Below are 10,005 nucleotides of genomic sequence, written 5' to 3'. Positions count from 1 at the left end.
CATTCAGGAAAAAGCCTTCCGCCTCCTGAACGTTAACCCCGCCTGTACCCAGTAACCATCCCGCCTTCGCACGCATAACAGCGCGAAATCAATAGCTTATGTTTCGGCCTGGTCAAAGTTCGGCCTAGGTGGGAGGCTCCAAACAAAGGGGGCGTTGGTGCGGTATTGGGGGTGGGCGTCGAGCGGGTGAATGAAACGGGTGTTTGCGGATTTGCTGCGATGCACTTCGAGAGCGTCGCCTCCGCTGTCAGTCGAAATTACGAAATGATCAAGCCCGCATTGACGCGGGCCTGGTCTCACCGCAAACAAAAACGGCGGCCCGAAGGCCGCCGTCCACTACTCACTCGCGCATATCAAACTGTCGCTTCAGCTTCTGCTTCGCTTGTCACTTCGTCTACATCACTGCTGCGGATCAAGTGGTCAAACGCGGAGAGCGATGCCTTCGCGCCCTCGCCCACGGCAATCACGATCTGCTTGAACGGAACCGTGGTCACGTCGCCGGCGGCGAACACGCCCGGCACTGACGTCGCGCCGCGTGCGTCGACGACAATCTCGCCGTGCTTCGACAATTCGACCGTGCCCTTCAGCCATTCGGTATTCGGCACGAGACCGATCTGCACGAACACGCCTTCGAGTTCAATGCTCTTCGTTTCGCCCGAACGCAGGTCCTTGTAGACCAGACCGTTGACCTTCTTGCCGTCGCCGGTGATTTCCGTGGTCTGTGCCTGCGTGACGATCGTCACGTTGGCAAGGCTGCGCAGCTTTCGCTGCAGCACTTCGTCAGCACGCAGTTGCGCGCCGAATTCGAACAGCGTCACCTCACGCACGATACCCGCGAGGTCGATCGCCGCTTCAACGCCCGAGTTGCCCCCGCCGATCACCGCAACGCGCTTGCCCTTGAACAGCGGACCATCGCAGTGCGGGCAGTACGCCACGCCGTGGTTACGGTACTCGCGCTCGCCCGGCACGTTGATCTCGCGCCAGCGAGCGCCCGTCGCCAGAATGATCGTCTTCGCCTTCAGCACCGCGCCGTTCGCCAGACGTACCTCGTTGATGCGCCCCGGGATCAGCTCTTCAGCGCGCTGCACGTCCATGATGTCGACTTCGTAACTCTTTACGTGCTGCTCGAGCGCCATGGCGAACTTCGGTCCTTCCGTTTCCGTTACGGAAACGAAGTTTTCGATCGCCAGCGTATCGAGCACCTGCCCGCCGAAGCGTTCCGCCACGACACCCGTCGCAATACCCTTGCGCGCCGAGTAAATCGCAGCCGCTGCACCCGCAGGACCGCCGCCGACGATCAGCGTGTCGAACACCGGCTTCTTTTCCAGTTCCTTAGCCGCACGCGCACCGGCATTGGTGTCGAGCTTCGCGAGAATTTCCTTCACACCGCTGCGGCCCTGGCCGAACACTTCACCGTTCATGAACATGGTCGGTACCGCCATGATCTGGCGCGCTTCGACTTCGTTCTGGAACAGCGCGCCGTCGATCGCCACGTGGCGGATGCGCGGGTTGAGCAGCGCCATCACGTTCAGCGCCTGGACGACTTCCGGGCAGTTCTGGCACGACAGCGAAAAATACGTTTCGAATTGATAGTCGCCGTCGAGACTGCGGATCTGTTCGATCACCGCATCGTCGAGTTTGACCGGATGGCCGCCGACCTGCAAAAGCGCGAGGACGAGCGACGTAAATTCATGCCCCATCGGAATGCCGGCGAAACGGATGCCCGTTTCCTTACCCGGCTCGCCGATCGAAAACGACGGCTTGCGCTCGCTGTCGCCGCGACGTTCAATCACGGTGACGCGTTCCGACAACGTCGCGATATCGTTCAGCAACGCCAGCAACTCTTGCGATTTCGCGCTGTCGTCGAGCGAAGCGACGATCTCGATAGGCCTGCTAACCTTTTCGAGGTAGGATTTCAACTGAGTCTTGAGATTGGCGTCCAGCATGGCTTTCGATTCCGTGACGAGGGGTGTTGGGTCCCGGGCGCCGCGCGCATCCGGATAGGAGGCGCGCAGCCCGGGGACGCGCGAACCGCTGTATCAATCGGTCCGCACGGCGATGCGCCGTGAGGCGCTTACTGCGAGAGGCTTTTAGACCTTAGATCTTGCCGATCAGGTCGAGGGACGGGGTCAGCGTTTCAGCGCCCGGCGTCCACTTGGCGGGGCAAACTTCACCCGGGTGAGCCGCGATGTATTGCGCGGCTTGAACCTTGCGCAGCAGTTCGCCTGCGTCACGGCCAATGCCGTTGTCGTGAATTTCGGCCAGCTTGATCTCGCCTTCCGGGTTGATCACGAACGTGCCGCGCAGTGCCAGACCTTCTTCTTCGATCAGCACGTCGAAGTTGCGCGAGATTGCCAGCGTCGGGTCAGCGATCATCGGGTACTTGATCTTCCGGATCGTGTCCGACGTGTCGTGCCATGCCTTGTGCGTGAAGTGCGTATCGGTCGACACGCTGTAGATTTCAACGCCGAGCTTCTTGAATTCGGCGTAACGATCGGCCAGGTCGCCCAGTTCGGTCGGGCAGACAAACGTGAAGTCAGCCGGGTAGAAAACGAAAACCGACCACTTGCCCTTCAGGCTTTCTTCAGTGACGGTCTGGAAATCGCCATTGTGATAAGCCTGTGCCTTGAACGGTTTGACTTGACTGTTGATGATCGGCATTTGCTGAGTCCTCTTTCGGAGTGGTTGGAAAGTGGAGTCAGTATGTCAGACGTTACTTAATAGGTAAAGTGGCGTGTCTAAATTATTTCGATAGTTTATTACTATTTGACTGGCTACCGGCGGCTATTGCGTCGCACCAATCCTCGGGTCACTCTCTCATGAGCCGCCAGAGGGTTGTTCGGCCGATTCCCAGCGCCCGGCTTGCTGCAGCGCGATTGCCGCCAGCCTGTTTGAGAGCGCGTACGACATCCTCGCGGGTGGGTGAGCGACGGACTGGGGTGTCCTGGATGGCTGGGTCGCGAGCCATGGCACCATGCATGTCCGCGGCCGTCTGCCGCATCCGCTCGAACTCCGGAAACACCGCCTGCAGATCCTGCCAGCCCTCGCCGGCCGAATCGCTCAGATAAATCGCGGCGCGCGCCAGCAGATTTTCCAGCTCCCGGACATTGCCGGGCCACGCATAGTGCTCGAACAAAGGCGTGAGGAACGCCAGCACCCGCTCGAGCGCGGCACCCGACAGCCCATATTGGAGCGCACTGCGGTTCAGCAAGTGCCGCGCCAGTTGCGCGACATCGCCGCGCCTTTCGCGCAGCGGCGGCAATTCTATCTGAAGCAGGTTCAGACGAAAGTACAGATCCGCGCGAAACACGCCCTGCTCGACGAGTGCGTGCAGATCGCGGTGCGTGGCGGCAATCACCCGCACGTCGACGGGGGTTGCGCGCCCAGAGCCGAGCTTCATGACTTCGCGCTCCTGCAACACCCGCAGCAGCCGGCTTTGCAGGGCCGCCGGCATCTCGCCGATTTCGTCGAGAAAAATCGTGCCGGTGTGAGCGATTTCGAAGAGGCCCGGCTTGCCGCCCCGGCGCGCGCCGGTGAACGCGCCTTCTTCATGACCGAACAACTCGCTCTCGATCAGGCCTTCGGGCAGCGCCGCGCAGTTGAAGGCGACAAACGGATTGCCGCGCCGCCGGCTGGCATTGTGAATGCCCTGTGCGACCAGTTCCTTGCCAGTGCCGCTTTCGCCGCTCAACAGCACGGTGGCATCGTGAGCCGCGCCTGCGCGCGCGAGCCGCCGCACCCGCTCGAGCGCCATCGAGTTGCCAACCAGATCGTCCAGCTGGTGCCGCGCGACCAGATGCTTCGGCCGCTGGCTGGTACGCAGCGAGCGGTCGATCCGCTGCGCGACCAGCGCGTCCTGCACCGTGACAACCGAGCCGGATCGCACGCCCTGCTCGACGATCGGCACGCAGTTGACGATCAGCGCGCGGCCGCCGATCTGCTCGATACGCTCCTCGACCGGCATGTCATGCTCGAGCGTCTCGCGCAGTAACGGGCCGACGGCGCGTGTCAATTGCGCCGGGACGTCCTGTTCGCGGTCGAGGCCGAGCAGATCGAGCATCGCCGGATTGACGGCTTCGAGCTGACCAGCGTCGTCGAAGGCGGCCACGCCGTCGCGCAGATGGGCGACGATCGTGTTCAGGCGCACCCGCTTCGATTCCTTCTGGCGGCTCACGCGCGCCAGTTCGACCGAGCGCTCGAACGCCTCTTCGACGGCGCCCAGCGAGTACAGAAAAACGCTCTCCAGCCCCGCTTGCTGTGCGAAATCGCAGGCCATGCCGGGGCCGATGATGACGCTGCAGCCCTCTGCCGCGAGGCCCGCGACCGCGAGCCGCACTTCGTCGATCGAGCGGTAGGCGCGCTGTTTCAGGCCGACGGTCAGCCACGCGCTCAGGTCGGCGAGTTCGTGTGAGATGGTTTCGTGCAGGACAAGGCCGATCCCGGCGCCAGGCCAGGTCGTTGTGGCGTGGGTGATCGCGCTCAGCACGTCGAAGCCGTTCACCTTGACCATGACCACCGGCACGCTCAGGTTGTCGCGCAGGTAAGCGCCGTTCGATCCGGCTGCCAGCACGACATCGACCGAGCCCGCGTCCACATGGGCCTGCAGGGCCGTGACGGCGGCGCCGTAGCCCTCCCGGACCGAAAAGAACCGGGCCTGCCCGGTGTAACGCGGCGCGACTGTCTCGCAAAGCGATTGCAACCGGCTGATACTGACCAAGGCAACGCCTGGGCGGCCGGGATGGGGGTTGGCAAGGGGCGACGTGAAAGTGGACACTGCGATGCTCCGCTCGTAGCTGGAACGTTCCATGAAACGTTTCATGAAACATACCGCCATTCTGCCATGAACCAGCGCGCCGCTCCCGTTTCACCTAACCGGCTGATTCTTCGGCACAAATCCTGTGAGCCCGCAAATGGCATGCTTCCTGCAAGTTCAGCTCTGCGTTCTACCCACCCTTTCCCATCTGGAGACACACCGTCATGAGCACTTCCGCTAATCGTCGCGCCGCATTCCGCGCCAAGGTCAACCAACGCCAGGGTCTGCTCGTGCCGGGCGCCTTCAACGCGATGAGCGCGCGCGTGATTGAAGATGCTGGCTTCGAAGCGATCTACATCACGGGCGCGGGCGTCACCAACATGTCGCTCGGCCTGCCCGATCTCGGCTTCATCGGCCTGGCCGAAGTCGCCGAGCATTGCGCGCGGATTCGCGACGCGGTCGCGCTGCCGCTGATCGTCGACGCCGACACCGGCTTCGGCAACGCGCTGAACGTCCGCCAGTCCGTGCGCGTGCTCGAACGCAGCGGTGCCGACGTAATCCAGTTCGAAGACCAGATCATGCCGAAGAAATGCGGCCATTTCTCCGGCAAGGAAGTCGTCAGCACGAGTGAGATGGTCGGCAAGATCCGCGCGGCCGTCGATGCCCGCGAAGACGGCAACCTGCAGATCATGGCGCGCACCGATTCGGCCGCCGTGCACGGCATCGAAGACGCGATCGAGCGCGGCCACCGCTTCATCGAGGCCGGCGCCGATATTCTGTTTATCGAAGCGACCGAATCGCTCGCCGATATCGAACGTTTGCCGTCGCTGTTCGACAAGCCGCAACTGATCAACATCGTGATCGGCGGCAAGACGCCGGTGCAATCGCGTGAAGCGCTCGCCAAGCTCGGTTACGGCATCGTCCTGTACGCGAACGCGGCGCTGCAAGGCGCGGTGCTCGGCATGCAACGCGCGCTCGGCACGTTGAAGAGCAATGGCCGCCTCGATGAGGACGCCACGCTCGTCGCGCCGTTCAGCGAACGCCAGCGCCTTGTCAACAAGCCGCTGTACGACAATCTCGATCGCGAATACGCGGCCAAGGACTGAGCGGCAGGAAAGGCCGTGTTTCCGGCGCGCGCCTCGCCATGTTGGCGTGGCGCGCCGCTGTCTGCTGCGGATTGTTGCGTTACGATGCAGGGCTGGCTGACGCCAAACAAGCCGCGACCTCGTTGCTCGTCTGTACTGAGGGGTGCCGGAAACACGCTTTCGAAAGGTAGTCGCAAGAACATGAAGTCAACACAATCGCGCGGGACAGGCCGGCACGCTAAAGGCGTCATCGAATTCACACGCAATGGCCAGGCGCCGGGGGCGGTGCAATGACCGGCGGCGCACGCAATTCACATGTCGGCTGGCTGCCGTATGTCGTCGCGGCCACCTTCTTCATGGAGTATCTCGACACCACGGTGATCGCCACAGCCTTGCCGCAGATGGCGCACTCATTCGGCGTCGGGCCGAACAGCCTGAGCCTCGGTATGACGGCTTACATGCTGGCGCTGGCGATTTTCATCCCGGTGAGCGGCTGGGTCGCCGACCGCTGCGGCTCGCGCACGGTGTTCTTCAGCGCGATTGGCGTGTTCACGGTCGCTTCGGTGTTGTGCGGCTTATCACAGAACGTGACCGAGTTTACGGCCGCACGGCTGCTGCAAGGCATGGGCGGCGCGATGATGGTGCCGGTGGGCCGTTTGATCGTGGTGCGCAACACCGAGAAGAGCCGGATGATGCAGGCGATCTCGACCATCACTTGGCCGGCCATTGCCGCGCCGGTGGTCGGACCGCCGGTGGGCGGCTTCATCACCACCTATGCGTCATGGCGCTGGATCTTTCTACTGAATGTGCCATTCGGTTTGGCAGCGATGGCTGTGGCGCTCGCGCTGGTGCCGAACCTGCGCGGCACCGAACGCAAGCCGCTCGACGTCGTCGGCCTCGTGTTGAGCGCCACGACGCTGACGGCGATTCTGTATGGCGCCGAACTGGCGAGCCAACCCGGCGAAAACCCGTGGGTGGCTGGCGCGCTCATCGCCGGTGGATTGCTGATGGGCGTGGTGGCGTTCCAGCACGCGAAGCGTCACCCGCATCCGCTGATCGACGTATCCACGCTGAAAATCCCGACTTTTTCCGTGACGGTGGTGACGGGCTCGTTCACACGTATCGGCATTGGCGCAGTGCCCTATCTGATGCCGCTGCTGTTCCAGGTCGGGTTCGGCTTGTCGGCGTTCAAGTCGGGTTTGTTATTGCTCGCGAGCGCGCTCGGCAACCTCGGCATGAAGGCACTGACCACGCGCATCCTGCAACGCTACGGTTTCCGGATGGTGTCGATTATCGACGTCATGGTGGCCGGTGTTTTCATCATTGCGTGCGGGCTGTTGACGCCGAACGTGCCGCTCGTGCTGGTGTTGTTCGTCGTGTTCATTTACGGCGTAGCGCGCTCGATGCAATTCTCGACGCTTGCCACGCTCGCCTATGCCGACGTCGCACAGCCGCAGATGAGCGCGGCGAGCACGCTATGGAGCGCCGCCGCGCAGATGACAATCGGCTTGGGCATTGCCTTCGGCGCCGTCTCGCTGCGCGCGGCAGCGGTCTTCAACGGCGAGACGACCGGCCGTGTCTTCACCCTGGACGATTTCCGCCTGGCGTTTCTGTTTGCCGGTGTGCTGACGCTGCTGTCCGTGACCGGCTACCTGGGTCTCGCGCGCAACGCCGGACAGAGCATCGGCGGCGGTTCGCGCGGCACCGAAGACCCGGCGAAAAGCTGAGCGCCAAGTGGGCTGGAAGCCAGGGTTTGAAGCGGCGGCGCTCAACCGGCGCCGCGTCCTTTGATTGCTTGATCAAAACAGGTGGAGACGCGCGGTGCAAGCCAACGATCTGACGATTTCGAGCCACAAGACCGACCTCGACATAGAGATGATCTACGCGTTCCTGTCGCAAGAGACAGCATGGGCGAAGGGCATGCCACGCGAGACGTTCGACCGGGCGATCGAGGGGTCGCTATGTTTCGGCGCCTACATCGAAGGCAAGCAAATCGCGTTTGCTCGCCTGATAACGGATCAGGCGACATTCGCCTACCTGTGCGATGTTTTCGTGCTGCCGGCGTACCGTGGCAAGGGATACGCGTCAGCGCTGATGACGCACGTATTCGCCAGCCCATCGCTGACCGGTTTGCGCAGAATCGTGCTGGTGACGACAGACGCCCACCACGTCTACAAGCCGCACGGCTTCAAGGAACTGGTGACGCCGGAGCGCTATATGGAACTGCACAATCCGGACGTTTACAGCAAGACGGCTTGAGCGAAGCGCGGGCGCCTAGTCGCTGGCCGCTCGCGCTTCGCGCCGTAGGCACAAGCCGGGCGCCCCACTCGCCCAAGTCCGGGCAAACGAGATACATCTGATCGCCTATAGCGGCTGCGGCACTGTCATCTGGAGGCCACCTTCGACAGGTAATTTCCTGCGACAACATAAAACGTCCCGACCCAATGCCAGAGTCTTCCGCCGTGCGAGACAGCGACTGTCACAGCCCTGCTGTACAAGGCGGCCGCTTTGCTTAAAGCCGCCGCACGCCCCGCAGCCGAATAACGCGTGCCTCAGCCGTAGGCCCGCTCGCGCATCCATTTCGTCATGATCCATTTGTCGCCACCGAGCACCGGCGCGCCGCCGTGCAAGGTCAGGGGGTCGAGTTGACGCTGGCCGTTCATGTAGCGGAAATACACCGCGCCACCTTGTGTCGCGGCGACTGACATACCCGCTTCCGGGAAAATCGTTTCGCCGCCGTCGGGGACGTCGTTCAGATAGATCACGAGTGTCGCCACCCGCTGGCCGCCCTGGGCGGTATGCACCGCGCTGCCGGGCTGATCGGGCGGGAAATAGTCAAAGTGCGGGCGATACTCACCGGTCGTGCCGTAATGCAGAATCTGCAGCCCTTCGCCGTTTTCAACCGGCCAGTTCATCAGACTCGAGATGCGGCGGTCCATCTGCTCGATGAACGGGTCCTCGCCGCGCTGGTACCAGATGCCTTCGCTGGTGCGATTGCGGATCACGTCTTCCTTGCCGGTGGCGGGATTGACCGTGGTCGAGCGTTTCAGCCGATGACGCGAGCGTTCGATCACCTCCTTGCACTCGTCAGGCGACAGCACATCCGCGAACACGATCACTTGCGGCCGCTCGCAGCGCATCACCACGCGGACGTCGCGATCGTGTGCGCGGATCACATTGCCGCGCGATACGGGCGACTCGTCGTACTGGTACGTTTGCGGCGAGGCTTTTTCCAGCGCAGCCTCGGATGCCGCGGGTACCGGGACCGCTGCGTCGGCCGGATCCCTGCCGAACGCTTTGTGCACCTCCGCGCGCGCGGATTCCGTGGTGAAACCGGCTTGCACCATCGCGTCGACCATCGAGTCGATGCTGCAACCGCGCGCTACGTTGCTGCTCAGCCAGCCTTCCCATGACGCATCCACTACCGGCATAGAACTCCCCTGCTTGTCCGTATCACGAAATACTGCATCAACTGGCCGGCTCATAGCAAGGCTGGGGGGATTGCGCCGGGCTGAACTGCTATGCGCGGCGCTGCCGGCGTCGATAGAGGTCGAGGCCTTTTCTCGCTTGTGCCCTGATTGCGCGCTGCACGAAAGGCGTCCAACCGAGCAGCGTGCCCTTGATTCCCAGCGCCTGACGGGCCCAGCGCCAAAGGTCGAACGTATCGCGATGTTCGGCAATGCGCCCCCCGCGAAACACGAAGCGGGCGTCGATGCGGTTGACCACCGTGCGGTCCGTCTGACTGAATGTGTAACGGGCCACCCAGTTGGCGCGGCCGTTGCGCTCGTCCGCTTCGACGCCGTCAAACGTCAGCGAGAAGTCCTGTGCGCGCGCCACCAGCATGCGCCACATGTCGCGCGCTTCTTCGCCGCGCAGCTCGCCAAAGGCTGGATCGCTGAAGACCACATCGTCGGCATAGCAGGCGGCCATTGTTTCGGCGTCGCGCTGCTGGAACGCGGTGTAAAAACGCTCGATCAGTTCGGTGTTGGGATGACTCATTTTCTTGTGCTGTGCGTGCCCGGTTGTGGAAGCGGCATGGAAAGGAGCGCGTGCCAAGGTTTGAGCGCGCCCGAGCAGCACACAATATCGGAAAATGGGGCGCGGAGGGATGAGGCAACTGGGACGGCTTGGGCCGCCGGGGCCGCTGGAACGGCTGAAGCAGCAGGA

8 protein-coding genes are annotated in these 10,005 nt (G+C 62.8%); 3 read left to right on the top strand and 5 right to left on the bottom strand.

Going from position 1 to position 10,005, the window contains the following annotated elements:
- Positions 1-353: 353 nt before the first annotated feature.
- The 3 genes from ahpF to prpR all read right to left on the bottom strand — a co-directional run bounded on the left by ahpF (position 354) and on the right by prpR (position 4,807).
- Positions 354-1,946, bottom strand: a complete 1,593-nt coding sequence (gene ahpF, locus GNZ12_RS20245; protein ID WP_172312937.1) for an alkyl hydroperoxide reductase subunit F — start codon at positions 1,944-1,946, stop codon at positions 354-356.
- Positions 1,947-2,097: 151 nt separating this feature from the next.
- Complete coding sequence (gene ahpC, locus GNZ12_RS20240; protein WP_172312935.1) at positions 2,098-2,661, bottom strand: alkyl hydroperoxide reductase subunit C; 564 nt, start codon at positions 2,659-2,661, stop codon at positions 2,098-2,100.
- A 148-nt stretch (positions 2,662-2,809) separates the two neighbouring features.
- Positions 2,810-4,807, bottom strand: a complete 1,998-nt coding sequence (gene prpR, locus GNZ12_RS20235; RefSeq protein WP_172312933.1) for a propionate catabolism operon regulatory protein PrpR — start codon at positions 4,805-4,807, stop codon at positions 2,810-2,812.
- A 170-nt stretch (positions 4,808-4,977) separates the two neighbouring features.
- Here prpR and GNZ12_RS20230 point away from each other — a divergent pair, with 170 nt between their 5' ends.
- From GNZ12_RS20230 to GNZ12_RS20220, 3 genes are all read left to right on the top strand, one after another.
- On the top strand, positions 4,978-5,859 hold the full coding sequence (locus GNZ12_RS20230; protein WP_172312931.1) for an isocitrate lyase/PEP mutase family protein: 882 nt from the start codon (positions 4,978-4,980) through the stop codon (positions 5,857-5,859).
- 269 nt (positions 5,860-6,128) lie between these two features.
- Complete coding sequence (locus GNZ12_RS20225) at positions 6,129-7,565, top strand: MFS transporter (protein WP_172312929.1); 1,437 nt, start codon at positions 6,129-6,131, stop codon at positions 7,563-7,565.
- A 94-nt stretch (positions 7,566-7,659) separates the two neighbouring features.
- Entirely contained in the window at positions 7,660-8,097 is a 438-nt protein-coding gene (locus GNZ12_RS20220; RefSeq protein WP_172312927.1) for a GNAT family N-acetyltransferase, read from the top strand.
- A 293-nt stretch (positions 8,098-8,390) separates the two neighbouring features.
- Here GNZ12_RS20220 and GNZ12_RS20215 read toward each other — a convergent pair whose 3' ends face one another.
- Together GNZ12_RS20215 and GNZ12_RS20210 are read right to left on the bottom strand one after the other, a co-directional pair.
- Entirely contained in the window at positions 8,391-9,269 is an 879-nt protein-coding gene (locus GNZ12_RS20215; protein WP_172312924.1) for a 2OG-Fe(II) oxygenase, read from the bottom strand.
- Positions 9,270-9,357: 88 nt separating this feature from the next.
- Positions 9,358-9,837, bottom strand: a complete 480-nt coding sequence (locus tag GNZ12_RS20210; RefSeq protein WP_172312951.1) for a nuclear transport factor 2 family protein — start codon at positions 9,835-9,837, stop codon at positions 9,358-9,360.
- Positions 9,838-10,005 lie beyond the last annotated feature (168 nt).

Origin of the sequence: Paraburkholderia solitsugae (assembly GCF_013177695.1) — a bacterium.
GTDB classification, from domain to species: domain Bacteria; phylum Pseudomonadota; class Gammaproteobacteria; order Burkholderiales; family Burkholderiaceae; genus Paraburkholderia; species Paraburkholderia solitsugae.
Note: the sequence above shows the minus strand (reverse complement) of the source record. Positions and strands in the feature narration are given on the sequence as shown.